At 70.1% G+C, this 26,215-nt stretch carries 23 protein-coding genes and 1 tRNA gene; 16 read left to right on the top strand and 8 right to left on the bottom strand.

Translation table 11 applies throughout. The features are described 5' to 3' along the window. Positions 1-59: 59 nt before the first annotated feature. The 7 genes from AC4FS2_RS10490 (at position 60) to galE (ending at position 9,579) form a co-directional block, all read left to right on the top strand. Positions 60-2,321, top strand: coding sequence for a DNA polymerase III subunit gamma and tau (locus AC4FS2_RS10490; RefSeq protein WP_491177216.1), 2,262 nt, complete (start codon positions 60-62; stop codon positions 2,319-2,321). A 3-nt stretch (positions 2,322-2,324) separates the two neighbouring features. Then, positions 2,325-2,918, top strand: coding sequence for a recombination mediator RecR (gene recR / locus AC4FS2_RS10485; protein ID WP_491156835.1), 594 nt, complete (start codon positions 2,325-2,327; stop codon positions 2,916-2,918). A 313-nt stretch (positions 2,919-3,231) separates the two neighbouring features. After that, positions 3,232-4,518, top strand: a complete 1,287-nt coding sequence (locus tag AC4FS2_RS10480; protein ID WP_491156833.1) for an aspartate kinase — start codon at positions 3,232-3,234, stop codon at positions 4,516-4,518. 769 nt (positions 4,519-5,287) lie between these two features. Beyond that, entirely contained in the window at positions 5,288-6,358 is a 1,071-nt protein-coding gene (locus AC4FS2_RS10475; RefSeq protein WP_491156831.1) for an aspartate-semialdehyde dehydrogenase, read from the top strand. 70 nt (positions 6,359-6,428) lie between these two features. After that, positions 6,429-7,904, top strand: a complete 1,476-nt coding sequence (locus tag AC4FS2_RS10470; protein WP_491156830.1) for a malate:quinone oxidoreductase — start codon at positions 6,429-6,431, stop codon at positions 7,902-7,904. Positions 7,905-7,911: 7 nt separating this feature from the next. Then, positions 7,912-8,517 carry a thymidine kinase gene (locus AC4FS2_RS10465; RefSeq protein WP_491156829.1) on the top strand — a complete coding sequence of 202 codons (606 nt, stop codon included), beginning with the start codon at positions 7,912-7,914 and terminating at the stop codon, positions 8,515-8,517. A 39-nt stretch (positions 8,518-8,556) separates the two neighbouring features. Beyond that, entirely contained in the window at positions 8,557-9,579 is a 1,023-nt protein-coding gene (galE, locus tag AC4FS2_RS10460) for a UDP-glucose 4-epimerase GalE (protein ID WP_491156828.1), read from the top strand. An 81-nt stretch (positions 9,580-9,660) separates the two neighbouring features. On the opposite strand, the gene AC4FS2_RS10455 is transcribed toward galE, so the two are convergent. Next, complete coding sequence (locus tag AC4FS2_RS10455) at positions 9,661-10,503, bottom strand: DUF1295 domain-containing protein (RefSeq protein ID WP_491177212.1); 843 nt, start codon at positions 10,501-10,503, stop codon at positions 9,661-9,663. Between the two features lie 69 nt (positions 10,504-10,572). Here AC4FS2_RS10455 and AC4FS2_RS10450 point away from each other — a divergent pair, with 69 nt between their 5' ends. Next, positions 10,573-11,304 carry a FadR/GntR family transcriptional regulator gene (locus AC4FS2_RS10450; RefSeq protein ID WP_491156826.1) on the top strand — a complete coding sequence of 244 codons (732 nt, stop codon included), beginning with the start codon at positions 10,573-10,575 and terminating at the stop codon, positions 11,302-11,304. Further along, the gene (locus tag AC4FS2_RS10445) at positions 11,298-12,563 is read left to right on the top strand and encodes an alpha-hydroxy acid oxidase (RefSeq protein WP_491156825.1); all 1,266 of its coding nucleotides are present in this window, start codon (positions 11,298-11,300) and stop codon (positions 12,561-12,563) included. The genes AC4FS2_RS10450 and AC4FS2_RS10445 overlap by 7 nt, the downstream gene beginning before the upstream one ends. An 82-nt stretch (positions 12,564-12,645) precedes the next feature. Here the strand turns inward: AC4FS2_RS10445 and AC4FS2_RS10440 are convergent, their stop codons facing one another. The 5 genes from AC4FS2_RS10440 to AC4FS2_RS10420 form a co-directional block, all read right to left on the bottom strand. Next, entirely contained in the window at positions 12,646-13,416 is a 771-nt protein-coding gene (locus AC4FS2_RS10440) for an HAD-IIB family hydrolase (RefSeq protein ID WP_491156824.1), read from the bottom strand. A 209-nt stretch (positions 13,417-13,625) separates the two neighbouring features. Continuing rightward, positions 13,626-13,702 (bottom strand) — tRNA-Pro (locus AC4FS2_RS10435). Positions 13,703-13,758: 56 nt separating this feature from the next. Beyond that, the gene (locus AC4FS2_RS10430) at positions 13,759-15,234 is read right to left on the bottom strand and encodes a hypothetical protein (protein ID WP_491156823.1); all 1,476 of its coding nucleotides are present in this window, start codon (positions 15,232-15,234) and stop codon (positions 13,759-13,761) included. Between the two features lie 177 nt (positions 15,235-15,411). Beyond that, positions 15,412-16,338, bottom strand: coding sequence for a metallophosphoesterase (locus AC4FS2_RS10425; protein WP_491177210.1), 927 nt, complete (start codon positions 16,336-16,338; stop codon positions 15,412-15,414). Continuing rightward, positions 16,339-19,026 (bottom strand): transglycosylase domain-containing protein, encoded by a 2,688-nt coding sequence (locus AC4FS2_RS10420; RefSeq protein WP_491156821.1) that lies wholly within the window; start codon positions 19,024-19,026, stop codon positions 16,339-16,341. 94 nt (positions 19,027-19,120) lie between these two features. Here AC4FS2_RS10420 and sp36 point away from each other — a divergent pair, with 94 nt between their 5' ends. Continuing rightward, on the top strand, positions 19,121-19,339 hold the full coding sequence (gene sp36, locus AC4FS2_RS10415; RefSeq protein ID WP_491156820.1) for a Sp36 family protein: 219 nt from the start codon (positions 19,121-19,123) through the stop codon (positions 19,337-19,339). After that, positions 19,336-19,803: a RidA family protein gene (locus AC4FS2_RS10410; RefSeq protein WP_491156819.1), complete on the top strand. Its 468-nt coding sequence runs from the start codon at positions 19,336-19,338 to the stop codon at positions 19,801-19,803. The genes sp36 and AC4FS2_RS10410 overlap by 4 nt, the downstream gene beginning before the upstream one ends. Positions 19,804-19,876: 73 nt before the next feature. Here AC4FS2_RS10410 and acs read toward each other — a convergent pair whose 3' ends face one another. After that, positions 19,877-21,847, bottom strand: coding sequence for an acetate--CoA ligase (gene acs / locus AC4FS2_RS10405; RefSeq protein ID WP_491156818.1), 1,971 nt, complete (start codon positions 21,845-21,847; stop codon positions 19,877-19,879). A gap of 298 nt (positions 21,848-22,145) precedes the next feature. Beyond that, positions 22,146-23,114, bottom strand: a complete 969-nt coding sequence (locus AC4FS2_RS10400) for an MsnO8 family LLM class oxidoreductase (protein WP_491156817.1) — start codon at positions 23,112-23,114, stop codon at positions 22,146-22,148. A gap of 216 nt (positions 23,115-23,330) precedes the next feature. Here AC4FS2_RS10400 and AC4FS2_RS10395 point away from each other — a divergent pair, with 216 nt between their 5' ends. The 5 genes from AC4FS2_RS10395 to AC4FS2_RS10375 are packed head-to-tail and all read left to right on the top strand — an operon-like array spanning position 23,331 to position 26,188. After that, positions 23,331-24,365 (top strand): TadA family conjugal transfer-associated ATPase, encoded by a 1,035-nt coding sequence (locus AC4FS2_RS10395; protein WP_491177208.1) that lies wholly within the window; start codon positions 23,331-23,333, stop codon positions 24,363-24,365. After that, on the top strand, positions 24,356-25,249 hold the full coding sequence (locus tag AC4FS2_RS10390; RefSeq protein WP_491177206.1) for a type II secretion system F family protein: 894 nt from the start codon (positions 24,356-24,358) through the stop codon (positions 25,247-25,249). The genes AC4FS2_RS10395 and AC4FS2_RS10390 overlap by 10 nt, the downstream gene beginning before the upstream one ends. Positions 25,250-25,290: 41 nt before the next feature. After that, the gene (locus tag AC4FS2_RS10385) at positions 25,291-25,527 is read left to right on the top strand and encodes a DUF4244 domain-containing protein (RefSeq protein WP_491177203.1); all 237 of its coding nucleotides are present in this window, start codon (positions 25,291-25,293) and stop codon (positions 25,525-25,527) included. After that, complete coding sequence (locus tag AC4FS2_RS10380) at positions 25,524-25,868, top strand: TadE family type IV pilus minor pilin (protein WP_491177201.1); 345 nt, start codon at positions 25,524-25,526, stop codon at positions 25,866-25,868. Before AC4FS2_RS10385 ends, AC4FS2_RS10380 begins: the two co-directional genes overlap by 4 nt. Beyond that, positions 25,868-26,188, top strand: a complete 321-nt coding sequence (locus AC4FS2_RS10375) for a helicase (RefSeq protein ID WP_491156812.1) — start codon at positions 25,868-25,870, stop codon at positions 26,186-26,188. The genes AC4FS2_RS10380 and AC4FS2_RS10375 overlap by 1 nt, the downstream gene beginning before the upstream one ends. Positions 26,189-26,215 lie beyond the last annotated feature (27 nt).

Genomic DNA, 26,215 nt, shown 5'->3' with positions numbered 1-26,215 from the left:
GCCCTCAGGGTGGGCGCTCGCTCAGCGCGAGTGTCGGCGGCACACCGTAGGCTTGTGGCGTGACGACCGCCCTGTACCGCCGCTACCGCCCCGAGGCGTTCGGCGAGATGATCGGGCAGTCGCAGGTCACTGAACCGCTGATGACGGCCCTCCGCAGCGACCGCGTCGGCCACGCGTACTTGTTCTCGGGTCCTCGTGGATGCGGAAAGACCACGTCGGCGCGCATCCTCGCCCGCTGCCTGAACTGCGCGGCGGGTCCGACCGACACCCCGTGCGGCACCTGCGACAGCTGCGTCGAACTGGGTCGCGGCGGCGGAGGCTCGCTCGACGTCGTCGAGATCGACGCGGCCAGCCACAACGGCGTCGACGACGCGCGCGACCTCCGCGAACGCGCGATCTTCGCCCCCGCGCGCGACCGCTTCAAGATCTTCATCCTCGACGAGGCGCACATGGTGACGCAGCAGGGCTTCAACGCTCTGCTCAAACTCGTCGAAGAGCCGCCCGACCATGTGAAGTTCATCTTCGCGACCACCGAGCCGGAGAAGGTGCTCGGCACCATCCGCTCGCGCACGCACCACTACCCGTTCCGCCTGGTGCCGCCGGCGGCGATGCTCGAGTACGTCCAAGAGCTGTGCGAAACCGAGGGTGTGGCCGTCGAGCCCGGGGTGCTGCCCCTGGTCGTCCGCGCCGGGGGCGGCTCGCCGCGCGACACGCTGTCGCTCCTCGACCAGCTCATCGCCGGTTCCGAGGATGCCACGGTGCGGTACGAGCGCGCCGTCGCCCTCCTCGGTTACACGCACGCCGAGCTGTTGGACGAGGTCGTCGACGCCTTCGGGTCTGGCGATGCCGCCGGGGCCTTCGCGGCCGTCGACCGTGTCATCCAGACCGGGCAGGATCCTCGGCGATTCGTCGATGACCTGCTGGAGCGGCTCCGCGATCTCATCGTCATCGCCGCGACCGGTCAGGGCGCATCGGCGGTTCTCCGCGGCGTCCCTGCCGAAGAACTCGAGCGGATGGGCCGACAGGCGACGCTCTTCGGCGCCGGCCGTCTTTCCCGCACGGCCGACCTCGTCGTCGCCGCGCTCGACGAGATGACCGGAGCGACCTCCCCGCGTCTGCAGCTCGAACTGCTCGTCGCACGCGTGCTCGCCCGCACGGGCGCGCCGGCCGCATCCGCTCCGGCTGCATCCGCGCCGGCCGCATCCGCTCCGGCTGGGTCCGCTCCGCCCGCCTCCGCTCAGCCCGCGGCCGCGCCGGCCGCATCCGCTCCGCCCGCATCGGCAGCGGCCGCCTCCGCTCCGCCCGCGGCCGCGCCGCCCGCCTCCGCTCCGCCTCAGCCGGCGCCGGTCCCGCCCGCGGCCGCCATGCCCGACCCGGCGCCCGCTGCGGCCCCGAGTGCGGATCGCGTCGCCGAGGGTTCGCCGGATCCGGCCCCGGTGCGGCGCGACGATGTGCCCGCGACCCCCGTCGAGGCGCCGACGCCCATCGCCGAGCCCCCCGCCGCTTCGCCGTCCGAGCCGGAGTTCGCGCAGCCCGCGGCGGCCGGCGCGTACACCGCCCAGCGCATGCGCGACGCGTGGCCCGAGGTGCTGGCGCGCCTGCAGGAACTCAGCCGGTCGTCGTGGCTTCTCGCATCCGGCGCACGGGTGATCGACCTCGACGACGACGTCCTCACGCTGTCCTTCGCCAGTGAGCGCGACCTCGCCTCGTTCAAGAAGCGCGGGGCGGGCACCGGTCCGAGTGAAGACCTGCGTCAGGCGATCCTCGGGGTCCTCGGCATCCGGGTGAAGTTCATCGCCCGGCATGATGGCGACGGCCCCGGCGGTGAGCGCCCCGCGCCCCCGGATGCTGCCCCGCCGGCCCCCGAGCAGCGTTCCACGCCGCCCGAGAGCCGCCCCGCGGCCGCCTCTGCCGCGCCGGTGACCGAATGGGCCGTCGCATCCATCCCGTCCACCCCCGACGAGGTCGACGCGCCCGCTCCGCCCGCTGCGGCTGCCCGCTCTCTGGGGCAGTTCGCCGTCGACGACGAGCCCGAAGACGCCGCGCCGGCCGCGCGACCGATCGCCACGCTCGCACGCGTGCGCGAGGGCGACGTGATGCCGGATGAGTACCCGGCGGATGCTCCGCCCGAGGACGAGGCAGATGATCTGCCCGCGCCCGAAGAACTGCGCGATGCCCCGGTGCCGCCCGTGGTGGCGCCACGCATCACGCCGCCGCGCGGCGGAGTGCAGCGATACGGCGAGGCCGTGGTTCGCCAGGTGCTCGGCGCGACGTTCGTCCGCGAGGAGCCCCACCAGTCGCCGACGACGAGGTTCAGTTAAGCCATGTACGACGGCATCGTTCAAGACCTCATCGACGAATTCGGCCGGCTCCCCGGAATCGGTCCGAAGTCGGCGCAGCGCATCACGTTCCACATCCTGCAGTCGCCCTCCTTCGATGTGTCGCATCTGGCTCAGCTGCTCGCCGAAGTTCGCGAGAAAGTGCGGTTCTGCGAGATCTGCGGCAACGTGTCGGAGCAGGATCGGTGCTCCATCTGCCGTGATCCGCGCCGCAACGCCTCACTGATCTGCGTCGTCGAAGACGCCAAGGACGTCGCGGCGATTGAGCGCACGCGGGAATTCCGGGGCCTCTACCACGTGCTGGGGGGCGCGATCAGCCCCATCGCGGGTGTCGGTCCCGACGACCTGCGGATCACGCAGCTCATGCAGCGCCTCGCCGACAGCACGGTGCAGGAAGTCATCCTCGCCACCAACCCCAACCTCGAGGGCGAGGCGACGGCGACCTACCTCAGCCGTCTGCTGCACACGCTGGAGATTCGCGTCACGCGCCTCGCGTCGGGGCTGCCGGTCGGCGGCGACCTGGAGTACGCGGATGAAGTGACCCTGGGCCGCGCCTTCGAGGGCCGACGCACCCTCTAACCCGGGTCGACTCGCCATAAAACGTCCGGGTTTCGGCCAGACTCCCGCGTTTTGTGGCGAGTCGACTGGGGCGGGGGACCTCGAGCGCACCCGGGGCGAAGGCAACGAGCCCCGTGCGGCGGGCAGCAGCATCCCGCCCACGGCGGTAAGCGAGCGCCGACCATCCCTCCGTGCGTCCCTGGCCCGATGGCCTCGCCCAACCGCGGGCGTATGTCGGTCGCAGCATCCCCGCGTCCGTAAGATGGTGCGTCGGGCGTGGCATCCGCGCGCTCAGTGTCGCCTGCACCAGGCGACAAGTTTCGGGAGTACGAACGTGGCGCTGATCGTCCAGAAGTACGGCGGTTCGTCGGTCGCCGACGCCGAGAGCATCAAGCGCGTCGCGAAGCGCATCGTCGACACCCGCCGGGCCGGCCACGAGGTCGTCGTCGCCGTGAGCGCCATGGGAGACACCACGGACGAGCTCCTCGAACTCGCCGGCGAGGTGGCGCCCATCCCCGCGCCCCGCGAGCTCGACATGCTGCTCTCCAGCGGGGAACGCATCGCGATGGCGCTCCTCGCGATGGCGATCCACTCGATGGGCTTCGAGGCCCGCTCGTTCACCGGCAGCCAGGCGGGCATGATCACGGATGCGACGCACGGCGCTGCGCGCATCATCGACGTGACCCCCATTCGCCTGCGCGAGGCGCTGGACGAGGGTGCCATCGTCATCGTGGCGGGTTTCCAAGGCTTCAACCGCGACACGCGCGACATCACGACGCTCGGTCGCGGCGGCTCCGACACCACGGCGGTCGCGCTGGCGGCCGCCCTCCAGGCCGACGTCTGCGAGATCTACAGCGACGTCGATGGCATCTTCACCGCCGACCCTCGCGTCGTTCCCCGCGCGCGCAAGCTCGACCGCATCTCGAGCGAGGAGATGCTGGAGCTCGCCGCGAACGGCGCGAAGGTGCTCTACATCCGCGCCGTCGAGTATGCGCGGCGCCACGGCGTGATCATCCACGCGCGTTCGACCTTCAGTTCGGGTGAGGGCACGTGGGTGCTCGACCCCTCCCGCACGTCCCACCTCATCCCCGAGGGAGCCCCCATGGAAGAGCCCATCGTCGCCGGTGTCGCCACCGACCTCAGCCAGGCGAAGATCACGGTCATCGGCGTGCCCGACGTCCCGGGCAAGGCCGCGGAGATCTTCAAGATCGTCGCGAAGTCCGGCGCCAACGTCGACATGATCGTGCAGAACGTCTCGGCTGCGGCCACCGGCCGCACCGACATCTCCTTCACCCTGCCCAAGACGGATGCGGCGACCGCTCTCAAGGCACTGGCCGCCGACCAGTCCGCGGTGGGCTTCGAAAGCCTCGTGCACGACGACCAGATCGGCAAGCTCTCCGTCGTCGGTGCGGGCATGCGCACGCATTCGGGTGTCTCCGCGACCCTGTTCGAAGCGCTGAGCGTCGCGGGCGTCAACATCGAGATGATCTCCACGTCGGAGATCCGGATCTCGGTCGTGCTGCGCGGCGACGACCTCGCCGATGCGGCCCGCGTCGTGCACAGCGCCTACGGCCTGGACGGCGACGTCGAGGCCACCGTCTACGCCGGCTCCGGGCGCTGACCGCGCGCTGACGGCCCGACCGGCGCTGACCGCGCGCCGACCGGGCGCCGACCGCGGCCTGCTCGTCCGCCGCATCCGGATCAGGCGTTTTCGCGGACGCAGGACGATTCCGGGCGCAATGGCCTGTCCTCGCCGCATCACCTGATCTCGGCACGGGGCGGCCTCCGGGCGCGACCGCGCGCTGCTCGACCGGCGCCGCCGCCGACCCCGGCCCCCGCCCGCCGACCCCGGCCCGCCGCCGCGCCCCCAGCGCCGAGCCCGGCCCGTGGGTCGACCGCAGCCGAATGCCCCGCCGCATCCGGATCAGGCGTTTTCGCGGACGCAGGACGATTCCGGATGCAGCCGCCTGTGCTCGCCGCATCACCTGATCTCGGCACGGGGGCGGACCCCGGGCGCGACCGCCCGTTCCTCGACAGGCCCACCGCCGCCCCGGCCCTTCCGGCCCCGCCCCGCCCCGCCCCAGCGCCGAGCCCGGCCCGTGCGTTGACCGCGGCCGAACGCCCCACCGCATCCGGATCAGGCGTTTTCGCCGACGCAGGACGATTCAGGGCGCAGCGGCCTGTCCTCGCCGCATCACCTGATCTCGGCACGGGGGCGGACCTCCGGACGACGACCGTGCGCTGCCACGATCCGGCGGGGACGCGCCACATCGGGGCCACCGGGGGAGTGCCTGGCTCACCCGCCGGTAGAATCGGGCCACCGCGATTCCGCGGCATCCCGACCCGCGCGGCCCTGAAGCCGACGCATCCGAGGCTCCCGAGGTATCGCCATGACCCGCATCTCCGATTCCGGAATCTCCCTCGCCGTCGTCGGCGCCACCGGCCAGGTCGGCGGGGCGATGCTCGACATCCTCGAGGAGCGCGGATTCCCCGTACGCGAGCTGCGCGCCTTCGCCACGGCTCGCTCGGCCGGGTCGGACGTCATCTTCCAGGGGAAGGCCGTGATCGTCGAGGATGTCGCCACCGCCGACCTCGAGGGGATCGACATCGCCCTGTTCTCGGCCGGCGCGACCGGTTCACGGGAGCATGCCCCGCGCTTCGCCGAGGCCGGCGCCACCGTCATCGACAACTCCAGCGCATGGCGGATGGACCCCGATGTGCCGCTCGTGGTGAGCGAGGTCAACCCGCACGCCATCGACGAGGCGCGCAAAGGCATCATCGCCAATCCCAACTGCACGACGATGGCGGCGATGCCGGTGCTGAAGGTTCTGGATGCCGAGGCAGGTCTCGAGCGCCTCATCGTGAGCACGTATCAGGCCGTCAGCGGGTCGGGGATCTCCGGCGTGCAGGAGCTCCTCGGCCAGATCGAGGGTGTGATGGCGCAGGGCGATGTGGAGCGTCTCGCGCGCGACGGCTCGGCCCTGGACTTCCCGCAGCCGGACAACTACATCGCGCCGATCGCCTTCGATGTCATCCCGTTCGCCGGCAACCTCGTCGACGACGGGACCAACGAGACCGACGAGGAGAAGAAGCTCCGCAACGAGAGCCGCAAGATCCTCGAGCTCCCCGACCTGCGCGTCGCCGGCACGTGCGTGCGCGTGCCGGTGTTCACGGGCCACTCGCTCAGCATCAACGCCGAGTTCGCCCGCGACATCACCCCCGACCGCGCCCGCGAACTGCTGGCGTCGGCCCCGGGCGTCGCGCTCGAAGAGGTGCCCACCCCGCTCCAGGCCGCCGGCCACGACCCCAGCTATGTCGGCCGCATCCGCGCCGACCAGTCCGCTCCCGAAGGCAAGGGGCTCGTCCTCTTCATCAGCAACGACAACCTGCGCAAGGGTGCGGCGCTGAACGCGGTGCAGATCGCGGAGATCGTCGTCGCGCGCCTGGGTGCGACCGCCTGAGTCTCTCGATATCGAGCGGTCGAATATCTCGATGTCAAGAGAGCGGGGTCTGCCCGCCTAAGATTGTCGGGTGAGCGAAAACGTCGACGTCCTGCTCATCGGTGGCGGGATCATGAGCGCCACCCTGGGGACGCTGTTGAAGGAACTCCAGCCCGATTGGAAGATCGTGGTGTGCGAGCGGCTGAGCCAGGTCGCCCAGGAGAGTTCCAACGCGTGGAACAACGCGGGCACCGGTCACGCCGCCCTGTGCGAGCTGAACTACATGCCCGAGGGCCCGAACGGCGCACTCGACCCCGCCAAGGCGGTGGCCATCAACGAGCAGTTCCAGCAGAGTCGCGAGCTGTGGTCGTCTCTCGTGCAGGAGGGGGTGCTGGATGCTCCGTCCACGTTCATCAACTCCACCCCGCACATGACGTTCGTCCGCGGCGAGAAAGACGTCGCCTACCTCCGCAAGCGCTACGAGGTGCTGAAGAAGGAGCCGCTGTTCGCCGGCATCGAGTACAGCGAGGATTCGCGGGTCATCCACCAGTGGGCACCGCTGCTCATGAAGAACCGCCTGAAGACCGACGAGCCGTTCGCTGCGACACGCGTCCCCTCGGGCACGGATGTGGACTTCGGCGCGCTCACGCGCCAGCTCTTCGATCACCTGGAAGAGGCCGGCGCCGATGTCGTCACCAACTGCGAGGTGCGAAAGCTCAAGCGCCAGAAGGATGGCACGTGGCTGGCCACCTACCGGGGGACGGTGGGCAACACGCCGGGCACCATCCGCGCACGGTTCGTCTTCGTCGGAGCCGGCGGGTGGGCGCTGAAGCTCCTGCAGCGCTCCGGCATCCCCGAGATCAAGGGCTACGGCGTGTTCCCCATCGGGGGCCAGTGGCTCAAGACCTCCAACCCCGCGCTCGTCGCGCAGCACCGGGCGAAGGTGTATTCGCAGGCATCCGTCGGCGCGCCGCCCATGTCGGTGCCGCACCTGGACACCCGGGTGGTGGATGGGGAGACGTCGCTGCTGTTCGGCCCTTTCGCGACGTTCAGCCCGAAGTTCCTGAAGAACGGCTCCGTCCTCGACATCGTGACGCAGGTGCGGGCTCACAACCTCTGGCCGATGCTCAAGGTCGCCATCGACAACCCGAGCCTCATCCAGTACCTCGTGGGTGAGCTGCTGAAGAACCACGCGAAGAAGGTCGACAGCCTCCGCACGTTCGTGCCCACGGCGAAGGACGAGGACTGGGAGCTGTTGAACGCCGGTCAGCGCGCGCAGGTGATGAAGCGCGACCCGAAGAAGGGTGGCGTCCTGCAGTTCGGTACCGAGGTCGTCACGGCGGAGGATGGCTCGATCGCCGGCCTCCTCGGCGCATCGCCCGGCGCCTCGACGGCCGTCTCGATCATGCTGGGACTGCTGAAGACGTGCTTCCCCGACCGGATGCCCGGGTGGGAGGGGCGGCTGAAGGAGCTCATCCCCACCTACGGCGAGACCCTCAATTCGCGGCCGGAGGTCGCGGGCGCGGTCACCGCTGAGACCGCACGGACTCTCGCGCTCACGGCCTGAACCTCGCATGGCGAAGCTGTACTTCCGCTACGGCGCGATGAACTCCGGGAAGTCGACCGGACTGCTGCAGGCGGCGTACAACTACGAGGAGCGCGGGCTGCAGGTGCTGCTGGCCAAGCCCACCGTCGACACCAAGGGCGCTGAGCAGATCGAGAGCCGCCTCGGGGTCGCCCGGCGGGCGGACTTCCTCCTCGCCCCGGAAGACGACGCGCGGGCCGTGTTCGCCGCCGTCGCGGGCGACCGACCGATCGCCTGCCTGCTCGTGGATGAGGCGCAGTTCCTCACGCCCACCCAGGTCGACGACCTCCTGCGCGTCGCCGTGCTCGATGACATCCCCGTGATCGCGTACGGCATCCGGACCGACTTCCGCACCGAGGCCTTCCCCGGCTCGCGGCGGCTCCTCGAACTGGCACACAGCCTCGAGGAGCTGAAGACGATCTGCCGCTGTGGGCGGAAGGCGATCTTCAACGCGCGCCTGGTCGACGGCCGGTTCGTCTTCGACGGCGACCAGGTGGCGATCGACGAGGGGGCGGCGGCCGGGGTCGTGACCTACGAATCGATGTGCGCGGTGGACTACCTCCGTGAGTCGGGCGGGCGCCTCGACGGCCGCTGACCGCCGACCACGCGGCGCCCCGACGGATACGCTGGATGCATGCGAGTACTCCTGGCCGGCGGCGCCGGATATATCGGCGCGCACACCGCGGTGGCGCTCTTGGATGCCGGACACGACGTGGTGCTCCTCGACGATCTGTCGGGCACCTCTGCGGTCGCGGCCGATCGTGTCGCGCAGATCACCGGTAAGCCCGCGCCGCTGGTGGTGGGGGATGCTGCCGACCGCGACGTGGTGGAGGCTGTGTTCGCCGAACACGGCCCGATCGACGCGATCATCCACCTGGCCGCCTTCAAGGCGGTGGGGGAGTCGACCCAGATCCCGCTGGAGTATTACCGGAACAACCTCGACACCACATTCGCCCTCGTCGAGGTGGGCGTGCGGCACGGCATCCGCTCCTTCGTGTTCTCCAGCACGGGCACGGTGTACTCCGATCCCGCGGACCTTCCGTTCACCGAGGAGTCGACCACGAGCGTCGACCTCTCGAATGCCTACAGCAAGTCCAAGCGCATGAACGAGGTGGTTCTCGCCGACGTTGCCCGCGTGAACCCCGACCTCAACGTGACCGTTCTGCGGTACTTCAACCCGGTGGGGGCACACCCGAGTGGTCTGATCGGGGAGGGCCCCACCGGCATCCCGAACAATCTCATGCCGTATGTCTCACGCGTGGCGATCGGGGCGCTGGACGAGATCGGCGTGTTCGGCGACGATTACGACACCCCCGACGGCACCGGCTTGCGCGATTACATCCACGTCGTCGACCTCGCCGAAGGGCATGTCGTCGCGCTGGAGAAGGCCCAGCCCGGGCACGCGGTCTACAACCTCGGCACGGGATCGCCGGTGAGCGTGCTGGAGCTCATCGCCTCGTTCGAGAAGGCCGTCGGACGGGAGCTTCCCCGGAAGATGCTGCCGCGGCGTCCCGGGGATGTGGCGGCGACGTACTGCGACCCGTCGAAGGCGGCACGGGAGCTGGGCTGGCGCACACGGCTGACCATCGACGACGCGAGCCGCGACTACTGGAACTGGCAGAGCCGCAACCCGGCCGGTTACGCCACTCGCCCCTAGCCCTCGTCCCTCCCCGTCGACTCGCCACAATCCGGCGCGTTTTCGCACGGAACCCGACGTTTGCTGGCGACTCGAAGGGGACTAGGCGCGGGCGGTCGCAGCGGAGCTCCGCGGCGGCCACGGGATCAGCATCGACGTGCGGCGCTGGTAATCGGCGTATGCGGGGTACTTGGATGCGCTGAGGGACTCGGTGAAGATCGTCGAGCCGATGAACAGGACCGTCAGCAGCGCCGGTCCCACGATCGTCCAGTTCAGCAGGCCGCCCCACGCGCCCAGTCCCGCGGTGACGGCCGCGACAGCCCCGATGAGGTAGAACACCCACCACTGAGCCTGCTCGAAGAAGAAGTTCGGGTGTCGGCTGACGCGGAACAGCCCGGTCGTGACGAAGCCGGGTTCGAGCGTGCCGCCGGCGCGCTTCTTGGCCTGGTGGAAATCCCACTGCTGCTGATCGGCGGCGAACTCCCCGCCGAGGAACGCGACGAACAGCACCGCCAAGGCCGCATCCCACCCGGTCAGGGGCGCGGGATGCTGCCACGCGATGAGGGCCGGCAGGGAGATGAGGACGAGCAGCGCGTTCTGATAGAGCACGATGAACAGCAGGTTGAAGATCTGGAACTGCGCCGGCGTCATCCGCTTCCGCAGGAGCCCCCACCGGTAGTCCTCCATGCCGGTGTAGCCGCCCTTGCGGGCGAAGTTGAACGTCAGCCGCGCCCCCCACGCCGTGACGAGGAGGGCCATGAGGATCAGCCGGCCCGCGTCCCGGCCGTCCGTGATGGCAGCGATCGCAAAGATCCACACGTAGGCGATCGGCACGATCGACCAGATACGGTCCACCCAGGACGTGTCCTTGGTGATCAGCGAGAGAACCCAGCACGCGGCGGAGACCGCGGCCGCGAGGAGCAGGACGATCAGGAGCGGGTCCATGCGCCTCAGGCTAGTCCGGTTGCCCGCGCTGTCGGCAGGCGGTACTGTGGTCCGACCACAGGAGGTCGCATGGAATCACCGCCGACGCCGCGCGCGTGGCAGCTCGTGCTGGAGCGCATCGAGGGAGATCTCCGCGAGGGGCGCCTGGCTCCGGGCGACCGACTGACCCCCGAGCGGGAGCTCGCGGTGCAGCTGGGCGTGGGCCGCTCGAGCGTTCGTGAGGCGCTGCGTGTTCTCGAGGTCCTGGGGCTCATCCGCACGGCCACAGGCTCCGGCCCCACGGCGGGCGCGATGATCGTGGCGACGCCCCGCGGGGGACTCTCGGCGCTCCTGCGGCTGCAGGTGGCCGCCAACGGCTTTCCGGTCGGCGACGTCGTCCGCACCCGCCTCGTCCTCGAGACCGCTGCCGTTGAAGCTCTGGCCGGCGCTCGCGAGCGGGACACCGCATCCGCCCATGCCGTCCTTGAGGCGATGGATGCCGCCGGCCTCAGCCCCGCCGAGTTCCTCGCCCTCGACGCCCGACTGCACCTCTCGCTGGTGGAGGCGTCCGGCAACGTCGTGGTGGCGGCGATGATGGAGGGCCTTCGCACGGCCATCGAGTCGTACGTCCTCACAGGCGCGACCGGCCTGACCGACTGGGACGCGACCGCCGACCGCCTCCGCTCCGAGCATCGAGCGATCGTCGCCGCGGTCGATGCGGGCGACGGTGACACCGCACGGCGGCTGGTCCGTGACCACATTTCCCGCTACTACGCCGAGGCAGGCCTCGCACACCCCCGAGAAGGAGACAGCGCATGGTGAACCGCCAGCTGCCCAAACCCGCCGAGATCTTCGAGCTGATGAAGTTCAAGGCACCCGAACTGAACGCGAAGAAGCGGCGCCTGGAAAACGCGCTCACGATCGCCGACCTGCGGAAGATCGCCCAGCGTCGGACGCCCAAAGCGGCCTTCGACTACACCGACGGCGCCGCCGAGGGTGAGCTGTCGTTGGCTCGAGCCCGGCAGGCGTTCGAAGACATCGAGTTCCACCCGAGCGTGTTGCGCCCGGCGGAGAACGTGGACACCGCCACGACGATCCTCGGTGGTCCGAGCGCCCTGCCGTTCGGGATCGCGCCGACCGGCTTCACCCGTCTGATGCAGACCGAGGGGGAGACCGCGGGCGCCTCCGCGGCCGCGGCCGCCGGCATCCCGTTCACCCTCTCGACGCTCGGCACCACCTCGATCGAGGGGGTCACGGCGGCCAACCCGCACGGGCGGAACTGGTTCCAGCTGTACGTCATGCGGCAGCGGGAGATCTCCTACGAGCTCGTGCGCCGTGCCGGCGACGCCGGCTTCGACACGCTGATGTTCACCGTGGATACCCCGATCGCCGGGGCGCGGCTGCGCGACAAGCGCAACGGGTTCTCGATTCCGCCGCAGCTGACCCTCGGCACGATCGTCAATGCGATCCCGCGGCCGTGGTGGTGGATCGACTTCCTCACCACCCCCAAGCTCGAATTCGCCTCCCTCACGGAGACGGGCGGCACGGTCGGCGACCTGCTCAACGCCGCCATGGACCCCACGATCAGCTTCGAAGACCTCGATGTCATCCGTGGCATGTGGCCAGGGAAGATCGTCATCAAGGGCGTGCAGAACGTCGACGACAGCGTGCGGCTGATCGATGCCGGCGTGGATGGCATCATCCTCTCCAACCACGGTGGTCGCCAGCTCGACCGGGCACCGATCCCGTTCCACCTCCTGCCTCAGGTGGTGCGGGAGGTGGGGAAGGATGCCACGGTGATGATCGACACCGGCATCATGAACGGCGCCGACATCGTCGCATCCATCGCCCTCGGGGCGAAGTTCACGCTGATCGGGCGCGCCTACCTGTACGGGCTCATGGCCGGCGGGCGCGCAGGGGTCGACCGGACGATCCAGATCCTGCGCTCGGAGATCGAACGCACGATGGCGCTGCTGGGTGTCGCGTCACTGGCCGAACTCGAGCCGAAGCACGTCACGCAGCTGTCGCGGCTCGTGCCGCTCGCCTCCTCCGCTCCCGCTCCCGCTCCCGCCCAGCTGTAGCGCCGGATTCGCCGAAAACGACGTGCCGGCCGAGAAACGACGCGCCGCGTCATGTCTCGCCCGGAATATCGTTTCTCGCGCGTCAGCGGAGGGGGAGCGTCGGGATGAGCGTGTCCAGGAACGCAGCCGTGTCGGGCCAGCCCTCGACCGCGTGGCAGGGAACGCCCAGAGCGAGCACCGGGTAGTCGTTGCCGTCGGGGTCGAGGCGGTCGCCGACGAACAGCATGTCGTCGAGCGGGATGCCGGTGACCTCGGCGAGCTGGCGCATGCCGTAGGCCTTGTCTATGCCGCGGTGGGTGATGTCCACGGAGGTCGAGCCGCCCGAGCGCACCTCCAGATCGGGGATGCGGGCCGCCACCGCCTCGCGGAGGGCGTTCTTCTTCGCGCCTGTGGGGTCCCACGCGATCTTGGCCTCGAGCGGAGCCTTCTGGCCGAGGGCGGAGTACGTGATCTGCGAGCCGCGGTCTTCGAGGATGTCACCCCACGTCTGCGACTCCCACAGCCCCAGGCGGCGCGCCTCCTCCTCGACGGCGGCGAGGGCGCGTGCCTTCTCGTCGTCGGTGAGGGAGTGGGCGTAGACCGTCTCGATACGGCCCTCGGCGAGCCGGTAGTACTGCGTGCCGCACGTCGGCATCAGGTGGATGTGGCTGAGCGTCTCTGCCGACGCCGCCGGCAGCCGGTCGACGACCTGAGCGCGGAACTGCGCGAGCTGCCCGCCGGAGATGATCGCGACCTCCACGCGCTCGGCCAGCGCGATCAGTTGCTCACCGATGCGCGGGTCGATGGCGCTCTTCGACGGGGCGAGCGTGTCGTCGAGGTCGAAGGCGACGAGGCGGGGAGTGGATGCGGGCACGATGCTCCTGTCGATGCCGAACGTGAAGATGGCCCCGTATGGCGACGGAGCCGCTTCCATCGTATTCGCAGCGGCTGAGCATCCCCGCGGGCCGCCCACCAGCGCTCACGGGCGGACCCCCTGCGCGCCTCCCGCCCACGGGTGCGGGCGAGCGCCGGAGCGAGGAGAAAAGCGAAAGGCCGACCCGTGTGGGCCGGCCTTTCGCCTGTTGGTCGGGGTGACAGGATTTGAACCTGCGGCCTCTTCGTCCCGAACGAAGCGCGCTACCAAGCTGCGCCACACCCCGTGGCAACCCCCCGAGTCTACCCCGAATGGAGGGATGCTTCGAACCGGGGCGGCTCCTCAGCCGGCCGTGAATCGGCGCCGCTGGGCCACGTGTGCGAGCAATGCGAGCCCGGCGAGGAGCGCGGCGATGCCGCCCGCTCCCACGCGCGGGCCTGCGCCCTCCCAGAGCCCGGTCGCGGCCAGTGCGCGCGGGGTGTCCTCCGGTGCGGGCGCGGCGGGGGGAGTCGGGACGTGCACGATCTGCGTGGGCGCGGCGAAGTCTTCCGCCCAGCGGTAGTCGCGTTCGAGGTGGCGAGCCACCTCCGGCGCCTGGGCCGAGGCGGCGATCTCCCACACCGCGGTGTAGTACCCGGGCCCGGGCAGCTCCCACCCGGAGGTCACCCGATACGTGCCGCCGCCCTGTGCCGGGTCGGTGATCAGCTCGAGCTCGCCCACCGGGACCGCGTCGGCCGGGATCTCGGGACCCGTCGGGGCGCCCTCGGTTCGGTAGACGATCGCTGTTGCGCGGAGCGCGATGAAGCCGCCGTCGGCGCTCCGCGGCCACACGCCCTCGACCGGGGCGAGCGTCACGTCGTCGACGAAGGGTCCTCCCGTCGCCTCCGGCGCTGCCACCTGAGTCGTGATGCCGGGCGAGAAGACGACAGGCCTCGGCGTGGCATCCGCCGCCTCGACGAAGTACTGCACCGACCCGCCCGGACCCGCGGTGTGCTGCTGACCCTCGGTCGTGAAATATCGGACCGCGGGTGCGATGGTGGCCGACAGAGTCGCAGCCGCTCGCACGGTGAACGGGGCGCCGGTGTCATCCGGCGAGCTCGCGCTGATCGGGTGCGCACTGCCGGGAGTCACACCGGCGAGCTCCGCCGTCCCCGACTCGATGAAGACGGCGTTCTCGAGCGTCACCACGGCGGTTGTGCCCGCGCCGCCGTCGAGCCGGACGGTGCCGCCGCGTGGGTCGGCCTCGTCGGTGGTGAGCGTGAGCGCCGCATCCGAACCGGGCACGATCACCGCCATCCCCTCGGCATAGTAAGCCTCGGCCTTCTGCTGCACTGCGGCGGAATGCTCCGGCGCGAGACGCGCGAAGACCCAGTCGACGGCGCCGGCCAGAGAATCGCCCGGGTACCCCCACGAGTGAAGGGTGGTATCGAGGTCGGCGATCGCTTTCACCGCCCAGCCGACGCCGGCCGCTTGCACGGGGTCGTTCGTCTGGCCATAGGTGGTGATCAGGTGGTTGATCCCCGCGAGTTGTTGCGGCGACAGGCCTGCCGCATCGCCTCGAACCCCGTGGTCGGTGCTCGGGCCGGTCGGGGCGGGGAGCCCCGGGACGATGCAGTACGTGTGCACCCCGTCGATCAGCATCGAGCCGTGCCACCCGTAGGCGGACACCGGCGCCCACGTGCCGAATCCGACGCCCTGGGATGCGGCGGAGGCCGGCGGCGCGGAGAGGAGGGTTGCAGCCAGAACGAGCAGAGCCGCCGCAACCGCACCGATCACGTTTCGACGGCGGCGCGGGTGGGAAGCGGGCACGGAGGTCATGTGGCATCCTTTCGACGGGGTCTCTCCGTCGATGGTGAGGTGCCTCGGGATGCCGCGGTGCCGGGAACGACCCGGTTGTGGACGGTGCCCCACCGGACGCGCCTGGGGAGGAAGAGTGCCGCCGCCGGCGCCCGCCGGCGCACGCCCGCTCGGCGCGAGAGTGGGGGCGGCGCGGGATCAGCGGGGGAGGAGCGTGATCAGCGAGACCTCGGGCCGGCAGGCGAACCGCACGGGCGCGTAGATCGAGTGGCCGATTCCGGCGCTGACGTTCAGCGGCACGGAGCGGCCACCGTGCGTCCATTCGCTCAGGCCGCGCGCCTGGTCGAGCGGGATGTCGCAATTCGCGACCAGCGCGTTACGGCTCCCCGGGATGCGGACCTGGCCTCCGTGCGTGTGCCCGGCGAGCAAGAGGTCGGCCCCGAGATCCGTGAAGGCGTCCAGGACCCGGCGGTACGGTGCATGCGTGACCCCGAGCGAGAGGTCCGCTTCGTCGAGCCGCTCGAGCGCCGCAGTGGTGGCCGGCAGGTCGTCCCAGTCGCGATGGGCGTCGTCGACGCCGAATCCGCGGATGCGGAGACCGCCGACGTTCAGTTCGGCCGCGGTGTTGTCCAGATCCACCCACCCCAGCTCGTCCGCCAGATACCGGTCGAGGGCATCGACGTCGATCTTCTCTGCGGTCGGCTTCCGCTTGGACGGGCCGGAGAAGTAGCGCAGCGGGTTGCGCGGCGAGGGCGCCTGGGTGTCGTTCGATCCGTGCACGAAAACCCCGGGGATTCCGGCGAACGGCGCGAACGCGGAGCGGACGCCATCCAAGCCCTCCACGTGGCCGAGATTGTCACCCGTGTTCACGATGAAGTCGGGCCGGAGGTCGGCGAGCCCCGCGATCCACTCCTGTTTGCGGTGCTGCCACGGCGCCATGTGGGCGTCGGACAGGTGAAGCACCCGCAGGGGTGAGGCGGTGGGCGGGAGGATGCGAAGCGCGGCATACCTGACCGTGAAGAGGTACCGCTCGATGCCGATTCCCCACACCGCGGCGGACGCGCCGACCGCCCCCACAGCCCCGAGGGCCGTGAGGGCGGTTCGAGCGATCGGACCGGCTACCACTCAGCATTCCCTGGCGGTGACGGCCAGGGTGACGGCAGCGGTTCGTGATGTCAAGGTTCCGGCGGCCGGGGTGGTGCCGGTGGCGACGCCTTCCGCGGGAGCGTTCGGATCAGCAGTGCAACTCGCGGACAGGTTGGTGAAACCCGCACTGCGGAGAGCTCCAGCCGCCTCTTGCGCGTCCATGTTCGCGACCGAGGGGATCGCCGTCGCCTGCCCGTTGCTGGGACTGATGGTGATCGGCGTGCCACCGGGAGCCGACCCCGTGGGATTCTGCGCCGCGATGATGTCGGTCGGCTGATCGGAGTCCACTGGATCGCCCACGACGACTTCCCACCCGGCTTCGGTCAGTGTGGCCCGGGCTTGATCGACGGTCTGCCCGACAACATTCGGCACATCCTTGGTCACGCGGCGGGTCAGATTGTTGTCGGCTGGGGGGAACCGGTCGCCCCCGTAGAACTCGTTGGCGACGCGCTGCACGGCGCGAGCCATCGGGTACCGGATGTCGGCAAGGCGTCGCCCATTGTGCCAATTCCGGAAGATCTCACCCGGGCCTTCGACGGTGCCCGCCCAGGCGGCGGTGGCCACGTTCGTGGAGGATTCCACCATCCAGGACTGCAGTCCTTCGTGCGTCCCAGTCTTGCCGATCAGCGGGGTTCCGTCGTAGGTGTTGCCCTGTGAGCCGGTGCCGCCGTTCATGACGCCGGCCAGCGCCGTCGCTGCGGTAGCGGCGACCTCGGGGGACAGCACCGGCGTGCAGGCGCGTACCGGCACGAGCTCGGGGCGGTCGGTGCCCTCGCTGTCCGTGACGCGGTCGATGACCTTCGGCTGGCAGTAGGTGCCGCCGTTCGCCACGGTCGCGTAGGCGCCCGCCATTGCCAGAGGCGAGACCGCGTCGCTGCCGATGACATTGTTGCCATAACGCATCTCGATGTCGTTGCCGTTGGCGAGGGTGACTCCCATTTTCTTCGCGACCTTCGCGATGTCGCAGAGGTCGAGCTCGGCCGCCATCCCGAGGAACCCGGTGTTCAACGACTGCCGGGTGAACTGCATGGGCGTCCCGGTGTACCCGGCCTGATTGTTGAAGTTTCGGATGCGGTCCTTGGACACGTTGACCCAGTTGCCGTAACACGAGTTCGTCATGTCCGGCACCGGTCGGTCGCGGCCGTTCACGATCTCGTTGAGCGACTTCCCCTGCTCGAGCCAGTCGATGAGAGTGAAGAGCTTGAAGGTCGATCCGGCGTTGAAACCGTCCGAGTTACCGAACTGCCGGTCGCCGGCGTAGACGAGGCTGCTGTAGTTCGGGTCGGTCGCGAGAGCAGCATCTTCGCTGAACAGGGTGTTCTGTGCGATACCGAGCACGCGTCCGGTCTTCGCTTCGACACTGACGATCGCGGCGCCGAACTTCATGCTGGCGACAGAGGTGGGCGCGTAGTCGGTCATCGCCTGTTGGGCGGCGTTCTGGACGTTCCAGTCCAGGGTCGTGTAGATGTTCAAGCCATCCTGACGCAGCGAGCGGAGGCGCTCTTCAGCGGTCGGTCCGAACGACGGGTCCTTGCGGATCACCGAGACGACGTACTGGCAGAAGTACGGAGCGGCGGATGCGGCACATCCCTGTGAGGCCGGCGTGATCTGCGGCGTGATCGGTTCGATGGCAGCGGCCACGTACTGCTCGCGCGTGATCTTGCCGTCGTCCAGCAGCCGGCTCAGCACGTAGAGCTGGCGGCCCTTCGTGGCGCTGTACCCGTCGGCCGCAGCCAGCAGCTGCTCCTGGGTGATGGTGCCGTCCTCGACAAGGGTGTGGAGCCCCTGGATAGTGGTGGGATTGACGTCCTCGATGGAGCCGTCCGGCGCCTTGTTGTACGACACCTCGCCCTCGACGATGCTGCCGCCGGCGCGGTCGATGCGGTACGTGTTGGGGTTCTGCACGATGCCGGCGAGGGTTGCCGCCTGGCTGACGCTGAGCTGCGCCGCGGGGACGTTGAAGTAGTACTTCGAGGCGGCTTCGATCCCGTAGTTCGTGCCGCCGAAGTTCGCGATGTTGAGGTAACCGAGGAGGATGTCGTTCTTGGAATATTCCTTCTCGAGCTGGATGGCGTAGCGCATTTCCTGCAGCTTGCGCTCATAACCTTCGATGCCCGATGCGGTGGTGGCGTCGGTCCAGCAGCTCTGGAGCACCTCGCCGCGCGACTTCGTTTCCACGCCGTCCGCGTCGACCTCGGGGACCGCGTCGCGCTCGCACTTCTGGATGAGCACGTTCTTGACGTACTGCTGGCTGATGGATGAGCCACCCTGCGTCGCGCCGCCGGAGGCGTTGCTCAGCAGCGCGCGCGTCGTTCCGATGAGGTCCACGCCGCCGTGCTGGTAATACCGCGGGTCTTCCGACGACAGGATCGCGTCGTACATGACCGGGGAGACCTGTTCGAACTCGACCGGCTGCCGGTTCTGGTCGTAGAACTGCGCGAGGATCTGGTCGCCGGTCCAGATTGTCGTCGGCTGCATGAGCTTGTCGATCTTCAGGATGCTCGGCATGTTGTCGAAGATCGAGATGGCGCTGGAGGCAGCGGCACCCGAAACGGCGATGGCCGGGGTGATCGTCGCAGTGACGAGCACGCCCGCGACGGCGCTCAGGCCGACGAGGCCGGCGAGACCGCCGAGCACTCCGGACGTCGTCCGTTTCGTATCAGGCATAGGCTTGATGCTAAGCCAAATACCTGGGCGAAGCCTTGATAGGCAGGCGTTCTGGACGCTGTCGTCAGGCATCCTCTCGACGACCGGAGCTGCGATGACCACGTGGGAATACCTCACGGCACCCCTTCTCATCCATAACACCGCCGCGATCCTCAACAACTGGGGAAAGCAGGGGTGGGAGCTGGTGCAGGTGGTGACCGGCCCCGAGGGCGGCCTCGTCGGCTACTTCAAGCGGCCCTCCGGGGGCGGCGGCACCAACGCGGGACTGGGCGCTGCGGCGCAGGCGTCCCAGCAGTTCGGGGAGGGCGCATGAGCATCGCGGCCCGCCTCGACGAACTCGGCCTCGAGCTTCCGCCGGTCTCCGCTCCGGCCGGCGCCTACGTGCCCGCCAAGGTGCACGGCGACCTCGTCTACACCGCCGGCCAGCTGCCGTTCGTTTCGGGCGCCCTCCCGGCGACCGGCAAGGTCGGCGATGGCCACCGCCTCGTTCCCGCCTCGGACGCGTACCAGTACGCCCGCCTGTGCGCGTTGAACGCGATCGCCGCCGCCGCCGACGCGGCGGGAGGGATCGACCGACTCGGCGGCGTCCTCAAGGTCACCGGGTTCGTGGCATCCGTGCCGGAGTTCACCGGACAGCCGGGCGTCATCAACGGCGCGAGCGAGCTCCTGGGCGAGGTCTTCGGCGAGGCTGGCCGCCACGCTCGTTCGGCTGTCGGCGTGCCGGTCCTGCCGATGGACAGCCCCGTCGAGGTCGAGGTGGTCTTCAGCCTCGCCTGACCGCCGCCGCATCCCGCGCCCCACCCGTCCGCCGCCCCGACGCCGACGTGCGGCGCCGGGGCGACGGCGGGCGCTACTTCACCTGCTTGCTGATCACGCTCATCACGGCGGTGTCGGCGAGGGTCGTGGTGTCACCCACCTCGCGGCCTTCCGCCACGTCGCGGAGCAGGCGCCGCATAATCTTGCCCGAGCGCGTCTTGGGGAGCTCGCCCACGATGTAGATGTCGCGGGGCCGGGCGATCGGGCCGATCTGCTCGCCCACCCAGCTGCGCAGCGTCCCGGCGAGGCCTTCGGGGGAGTGCGCCTTGAGGAAGCTCTGCTTCACGATGACGAACGCGACGACCGCCTGGCCGGTGGTCTCATCGGATGCTCCGACCACGGCCGCCTCGGCCGTGGACTCGTGAGCGACCAGCGCCGACTCGATCTCAGCGGTCGACAGGCGGTGCCCCGACACGTTCATCACGTCGTCGACCCGGCCGAGGAGCCACACGTCGCCGTCCTCATCCAGGCGTGCCCCGTCGCCGGCGAAGTAGTAGCCCTTGTCGGCGAACTTGTCCCAGTACGTCTCCTTGTACCGATCCGGGTCGCCCCAGATGCCGCGCAGCATGCTGGGCCACGGCTCGGTGACGACGAGGAGCCCGCCGTTGCCGTTGCCGACGTGCTCACCGGCGTCATCGACCACGTCGATCGAGATACCCGGGAGGGGCACCTGGGCCGAGCCGGGCTTGGTCTCGGTGATGCCGGGGAGGGCCGAGATCATGATCGCGCCCGTCTCGGTCTGCCACCAGGTGTCCACCACCGGTGTCGACTGGCCGCCGATGATGTTGCGGTACCAGACCCACGCCTCCGGGTTGATCGGCTCACCGACCGAACCCAGCAGCCGGAGCGATGACAGGTCGAAGCTCTGCGGCACCTCGCGACCGATCTTCATGAACGAGCGGATCGCCGTCGGCGCGGTGTAGAAGATCGTCACGCCGTACTTCTGGATGATCTCCCACCAGCGGCCGGGATGCGGCGCATCCGGTGTCCCTTCGTACAGCACCTGCGTGGCCCCGTTGGCGAGCGGTCCGTAGGTCACGTAGGTGTGGCCGGTGATCCAGCCGATGTCGGCGGTGCACCAGTACACGTCGGACTCGGGGTGGATGTCGTGCACGACGCGGTTCGTGAACGCCGACTGCGTCAGGTAGCCGCCGGAGGTGTGCAGGATGCCCTTCGGCTTCCCGGTCGTGCCCGAGGTGTAGAGGATGAACAGGGGGTTCTCGGCGGGGAAGGCCTGCGCTTCATGCTCGGCGGATGCCGCGGGCACGGCCTCGTGCCACCACACATCGCGATCGGCGTTCCACTCGACGTCGTTCTCCCCACGGCGGACGACCAGGACGTGCTCCACGGTCTCCTGTGGTCCGCTGCCGTTGCGGTCGGCGAGGGCCATGTCCACCGCGGGCTTCAGCGGCGACACCTTGCCCTTCCGGTACCCGCCGTCGGCGGTGATGACGAGCTTCGCCCCGGCATCGTCGATGCGGGCGCGCAGGCTGTCGGCGGAGAATCCACCGAACACGACCGAGTGGATGGCGCCGATCCGAGCCACCGCGAGCATCGCGGCCACCGCCTCCGGGATCATCGGAAGGTAGATCGCGACGCGGTCGCCGTGACCGACGCCGAGCCCTTCGAGGACGTTGGCGACGCGCTTGACCTCGTCGGTCAGCTCCGCATAGGTGATGCGGCGTTCGTCTCCCGGCTCGCCTTCCCATAGCAGGGCCACCCGATCCCCGTTGCCCGCCTCGACGTGACGGTCGAGGCAGTTGTAGGCGACGTTGAGCTCTCCGTCGGCGAACCATCGGGCAAACGGCGGGTTGGTCCAGTCCAGCACCTCGGTGAACGGCTTGTGCCAGTGCAGCAGCTCGCGGGCCTGGTCTGCCCAGAAGCCTTCGCTGTCCGCGGCGGCGCGTTCGTACAGCTCCGCCGTGGCCACGGCCTCCGCCGCGAACTCCGCCGACGGTGCGAAGCGTCGGGTTTCCGAGAGAAGGTGGTCGATCTGGCTGCTCATGCGCGCTCCTTTGCGGAAGAGTCGCCCGCCGGTGACGAGGATGGCGGCGCGACACGGGCCAATCTAGTTCCGGGGTCTAGCCGCGACTACCTCCGATAGTTGGGTCGGCCGCGCCACGGCGTGTGCGGATTTGCTCCCCCGGGCGATCTGCGTAAGGTGGATGCGGCCCGAACATCGTTCGGCAGACGTGACCAGCGAGCCCCCCAAATATCGCTCGTCGCGTGGCGGCATCCCGTTCCCCCCATGGGATGCCGCCTTCTCTCTTTTCAGCGGTCGGGCGCGACCCTCTGCCGGCGCGTCACGTCTGGAGCGACGCGAGGAACTCATCGGTCGCGCGGACGTCGTCGCGATCATAGGTACTCACACTCGCGAGGAGTTCGGAGGCGCCGGTCCGCTCGAGGAGACCCTCCAGCGCTGCGGCCACCTCATCGGGAGTGCCGCTGATCGCCGCATCCAGCGACGCTTGCACGGCGTCGAGCTTCTTCGGAGCGCTCGTGGACTCGAGCATCCGTCGCACCGTGTCCACCGGCTCGAGGGCACGGAACTCCCCGACCTCACGCGTCATGGCAAACGCCCACGCCTCCGGCAGCAGGAGGTTACGAGCGCGCTCCGCCGTTTCTGCGACAGCGACCTCGATGCTCACCATGAGGTAGGGATCCGGCTGTGTCGAGGTCGGTCGGAAGTCGCGGAAGTAGGCATCGATCGCCAGCGCGTTCTGCAGGATCGGCCCGCCGATCACTGCGGGCAACCCCAGCTCCGCGGCCAGAGTCAGCCCGCCCTTGATCGCGAGCAAGAACACAGGCGGCGGGTCGACGGAGGGTCGGACCGTCATGTCCGCTCGCCTGTCCAAGTACGAGCGGATCTGCTCGACCTCGGCGGCGTACTCGCCGTCGCTCACGGTCATCCGGCCCAGTGCTCGCCGGACCGCAGCGGTGAACCCGAGGGAGCCGCCGAGGCCGATGTCGACCCGCCCCGGGAACAGCGCCTCGAGCAGCAACGCCTGTTCCGCGATCACCAGCGGATTGTGGTTGGGCACCATGATCCCGCCGGTGCCGACGCGGATGCTGCGGGTGCGGGCACCGATCGCGGCGACCAGCACCGTGGGGGCTGCGCTGGCGATGCCGGGAACGGCGTGGTGCTCCGCGGTCCAGAACCGGCGGAATCCGAGCGCGTCGGCGCGCACGGCTCGTTCGACGGTCGTGGAGACGGCGTCGGCGTCGGACTCGCCGCTGCGCGTCCGCGACCTGTCGAGTAAAGAGACGCGCATCGGTCACTTCCTCCGCTTCGAGCGGTGCATTGCATCGTGTTCGGGCGGACGTTGGTTCGCTCCCTTTCGAGAACGCGCCTCCCGTCGCCGCCATTCCTCGCGCGACACCTGGATGTCGCGTCCGGCCGTTTCTCCCCAGGAGATCGTTCGCCGATGCTTTCCACCGATCGTCACGTCGCCCGGACGAGGTTGCTCGGCGGGCCGTAGCGTCGCCGCATGCCCGATGCCTTCGTCGTCTCGCCTCGACGCCCGCGGCCGGCATCCGCGATCCCGGGGCCCGTGCCCCCGGCCGCGCCGGCCGCCCCGGTGTCTCCCGACGCTCGGGATGCCGCGCTGGCGCCCTTCGCGCGGTTTCTGGCGGATTCCGACGTCACCGATCTCTTCGTCAACGGCGCCGACGGCCTCTTCGTCGATCGGGGTGACGGGCCGCGGCCCGTGCGGGAGTGGCGGGCGGCGGAATCCGACGTGCGCGACCTGGCCGTCGCCCTCATCGGTGCGGGAGGGCGCCATATCGACGACGCCACGCCCTGCGTCGACGTCCGCCTGCCCGGCGGGGTGCGCGTTCATGCGGTGCTGCCGCCGATCGCGTCTGCGGGCACGACGATCTCGGTGCGGGTGCCTCGCGTCGTCGCGCCGGACCTGGATGAGCTGCTCGCCCGCGGGCTCACGGACGAGAAAGGCGCGGAAAGGCTGGAGGGGCTGGTGCGCGACCGCGTCAACCTGCTCATCACCGGGGCCGCGGGCTCGGGGAAGACCACTCTCCTTGCCGCGCTGTTGTCGCGGGCGCCTGTCACCGAGCGGATCGTGACGATCGAGGATGTCGCGGAGCTGAGGCTGCAGCATCCGCATCATGTCGCGCTGGAAGCCCGCCAACCGAACCTCGAGGGTGCCGGGGGCGTCGATCTGGCGCGACTGGTGCGTGAAGCGCTGCGGATGCGGCCTGATCGGCTCGTCATCGGTGAGTGCCGTGGGGTGGAGGTGCGGGAGCTCCTCTCTGCATTGAACACCGGCCACGACGGGGGCGCCGGGACGTTGCACGCGAGCAGCCTCACCGACGTTCCCGCCCGGCTGGAGGCGCTCGGTGCGCTGGCGGGGCTGGATGACACCGCCCTCGCGCGGCAGGTGGTGAGCGCCATCGGCTGCGTCGTCCATCTGGCGCGCGACGCCGGCGGGCGGAGGCGCATCGTGGGCACCGGCCGTCCGGTCCTGGACGCCGGACGACTCCGGATGGCGGAGATGCCGTGGACCTGAGACGACGACGCGCGCCCGCCCCGCCGGATGCGGCCGCCACGGCCGACACCGTGCTGCGGCTCGCGGTGCTGCTGCGTTCGGGAATCGCGCCATCCCGGGCATGGACGGTGCTGGAGGATCGCGGCGACCCCGTCGCGGGGCGGGTCCGGGCGGCGGTGCTGCGCGTAGGCGACGTGCCCGGCGCGCTCGCCGCCGAAGGCGGCGCCTGGCGTGAGGTGGCCGCGGCGTGGTCGATCGCGAGCATCGTGGGGGCGCCGCTGTCCGAGAGTCTCCGCGACGTGGCCGCCGCGCTGCGGGACGGTCAGCAGACGGCCGACGACGTGCGCATCGCGCTTGCCGAACCGGCCTCGACGGCGAAACTCCTCGGCTGGTTGCCCCTCGTCGCGGTGGGCCTGGGCATCGCCCTGGGCTTCGACACCGCGGTGGTGCTCACGACGACCCCGTTCGGTATCGGATGCCTCGTCGCGGGAGTCCTGCTGCTGATCGCCGCGCGCCGCTGGAACGCCGCACTCGTGTCCCGCGCGGCGGCAAGACCCGGGATCCCGGGGATGGCCGCGGAGCTCACGGCCATCGCGCTGTCGGGGGGTGCATCCGTCGAGCGGGCGCGAGACCTCGTCGGCGAGGCACGTCCCGACGCCTCGGACCCGGAGGTGGACGACGTCCTCGCGCTCTCCCGGGCGGCAGGGGTTCCGGCGGTGGAGCTCCTGCGCTCATCCGCCTGGCTCGCGCGCCACCGCGCCCGCACCGACGGCCGACTCCGTGCCGCTCGGTTGTCGTCGCGACTGCTCATCCCGCTCGGCGTCTGCACGCTGCCGTCTTTCCTGCTGCTCGGCGTCGCGCCGATGATGCTGAGCATCCTCTCCTCCGGCGTACTGACGCTGTGAGGTCCGTCGTGCCCACCGACACCGATTCGAGGAGGATCACCATGTCACTGCCGCCCCTGCCCCCGCCCGCGCGAGAACCCACGGTTCCGCTCCGTCCACTGATGCGTTCCCGGTCGCGGCGGCTCTTCGCCGACGAGACCGGCGCTGCCACCGCCGAATACGCCATCGCCACGATGGCGGCGGTGGCCTTCGCCGGTCTCCTGGTCGTCATCATGAGGTCCGATGAGGTGCGCGGCATCCTCACCGACCTCATCCGCCGCGCGCTGACGGTCGAATGAGCGCGTGCCGCCCCCGCTCGCTGCTGGGCGAGCGGGGGTCGGTCACGGCCGAGTTCGCCGTGGTCCTCCCCGCCGTGATCCTCGTCGTCCTCTTCGGCGTGGGCGCGCTGGGCGCCGGTGCACGCCAGGTGCGGATGCAGGATGCCGCCGCCGACGCCGCACGCCTGGTTGCCCGGGGAGAAGACGCCGGCCGCGCGGCGGCGGTGGTCGCCGCCGCGGGCGGAACGGTCTCGATCGAACCGCGGGGTGATCTCGTGTGCGTCATCGCCACGGCGCCGTCGCCCCTTCCCGGGCTTCCCGCGGCGTCAGCGACCTCGTGCGCACTGGCGGGAGGCCTCTGATGCCCGGTGTCGCCGCGTCCGTCGGCGTCGTGGGGGTCGCGGCCGTGCTCACCGTGTCGCTGTGTGCGGCGGCTGCCGCATCCGCCCATGCGCAGCGGGTGGCGTCGGCCGCGGATGCTGCCGCACTGGCGGCCGCGGACGCCGCCAGTGGCGCGGTTCCGGGCGTTCCGTGCGAGCGCGCTGCCGAGGTGAGCGCGGCCGTCGGAGTCGCCGTGATCGCGTGCGACCTCGACGTTCTGGTGGCCACGGTCACGGTCTCCGCGCCCTTCGGAATCCTCCCGGCGACGGCCTCCGCGCGGGCGGGGCCGCCGCCGGAATGACACGGCGCGGCGAGACGGGGCGGATCC

The sequence above is a fragment of the Microbacterium sp. Z10_103 genome (assembly GCF_058310455.1).
Note: the sequence above shows the minus strand (reverse complement) of the source record. Positions and strands in the feature narration are given on the sequence as shown.

Excerpts from the sequence above, each read along its gene's own strand:
- AC4FS2_RS10450 (WP_491156826.1), top strand. The coding sequence starts at position 10,573 with ATGGAATCACCGCCGACGCCGCGCGCGTGGCAGCTCGTGCTGGAGCGC.
- recR (WP_491156835.1), top strand. The coding sequence starts at position 2,325 with ATGTACGACGGCATCGTTCAAGACCTCATCGACGAATTCGGCCGGCTC.
- AC4FS2_RS10385 (WP_491177203.1), top strand. The coding sequence starts at position 25,291 with ATGTCACTGCCGCCCCTGCCCCCGCCCGCGCGAGAACCCACGGTTCCG.
- galE (WP_491156828.1), top strand. The coding sequence starts at position 8,557 with ATGCGAGTACTCCTGGCCGGCGGCGCCGGATATATCGGCGCGCACACC.
- AC4FS2_RS10375 (WP_491156812.1), top strand. The coding sequence starts at position 25,868 with ATGCCCGGTGTCGCCGCGTCCGTCGGCGTCGTGGGGGTCGCGGCCGTG.
- AC4FS2_RS10475 (WP_491156831.1), top strand. The coding sequence starts at position 5,288 with ATGACCCGCATCTCCGATTCCGGAATCTCCCTCGCCGTCGTCGGCGCC.
- AC4FS2_RS10395 (WP_491177208.1), top strand. The coding sequence starts at position 23,331 with ATGCCCGATGCCTTCGTCGTCTCGCCTCGACGCCCGCGGCCGGCATCC.
- AC4FS2_RS10420 (WP_491156821.1), bottom strand. The coding sequence starts at position 19,026 with ATGCCTGATACGAAACGGACGACGTCCGGAGTGCTCGGCGGTCTCGCC.
- AC4FS2_RS10400 (WP_491156817.1), bottom strand. The coding sequence starts at position 23,114 with ATGCGCGTCTCTTTACTCGACAGGTCGCGGACGCGCAGCGGCGAGTCC.
- AC4FS2_RS10455 (WP_491177212.1), bottom strand. The coding sequence starts at position 10,503 with ATGGACCCGCTCCTGATCGTCCTGCTCCTCGCGGCCGCGGTCTCCGCC.
- acs (WP_491156818.1), bottom strand. The coding sequence starts at position 21,847 with ATGAGCAGCCAGATCGACCACCTTCTCTCGGAAACCCGACGCTTCGCA.
- AC4FS2_RS10380 (WP_491177201.1), top strand. The coding sequence starts at position 25,524 with ATGAGCGCGTGCCGCCCCCGCTCGCTGCTGGGCGAGCGGGGGTCGGTC.
- AC4FS2_RS10445 (WP_491156825.1), top strand. The coding sequence starts at position 11,298 with ATGGTGAACCGCCAGCTGCCCAAACCCGCCGAGATCTTCGAGCTGATG.
- sp36 (WP_491156820.1), top strand. The coding sequence starts at position 19,121 with ATGACCACGTGGGAATACCTCACGGCACCCCTTCTCATCCATAACACC.
- AC4FS2_RS10410 (WP_491156819.1), top strand. The coding sequence starts at position 19,336 with ATGAGCATCGCGGCCCGCCTCGACGAACTCGGCCTCGAGCTTCCGCCG.
- AC4FS2_RS10465 (WP_491156829.1), top strand. The coding sequence starts at position 7,912 with ATGGCGAAGCTGTACTTCCGCTACGGCGCGATGAACTCCGGGAAGTCG.
- AC4FS2_RS10430 (WP_491156823.1), bottom strand. The coding sequence starts at position 15,234 with ATGACCTCCGTGCCCGCTTCCCACCCGCGCCGCCGTCGAAACGTGATC.